Here is a 283-nt window from a genome sequence, read left to right on the forward strand (position 1 = left end):
GACCATAAACTCCAGCCGTTATCATCCGACTGCCAGACAATATCAACTTCTGCTTGGCGTATCTTAAGCGGTGCCTGGAATACCTCACCATAAGGCAAGGTATCATCAAGCATAGTGACGGTTGCTTTGGCGAGATCTGAGCGACCAAATATACGCGCTTCTAAGGTATGAAAGCCAGGGATCAGCTCCCAGTAGTTCATACGGCCATCTTTTACCTTAGCCGAGTAGCGAAGTGACTCTATGCCTTTACCCATAGATACACGAATATCTTGGACTGTACCTC

Annotated in this window: 1 protein-coding gene; it reads right to left on the reverse strand. The window is 47.3% G+C overall.

Going from position 1 to position 283, the window contains the following annotated elements; translation table 11 throughout:
- Positions 1-283, reverse strand: a 283-nt coding sequence (locus AB4585_RS26595) for a hypothetical protein (protein WP_372171742.1), incomplete at both ends; no start/stop codon positions are given.

It is taken from the genome of Vibrio sp. 10N.222.49.C9 (genome assembly GCF_041474985.1).
GTDB lineage: Bacteria > Pseudomonadota > Gammaproteobacteria > Enterobacterales > Vibrionaceae > Vibrio > Vibrio crassostreae_C.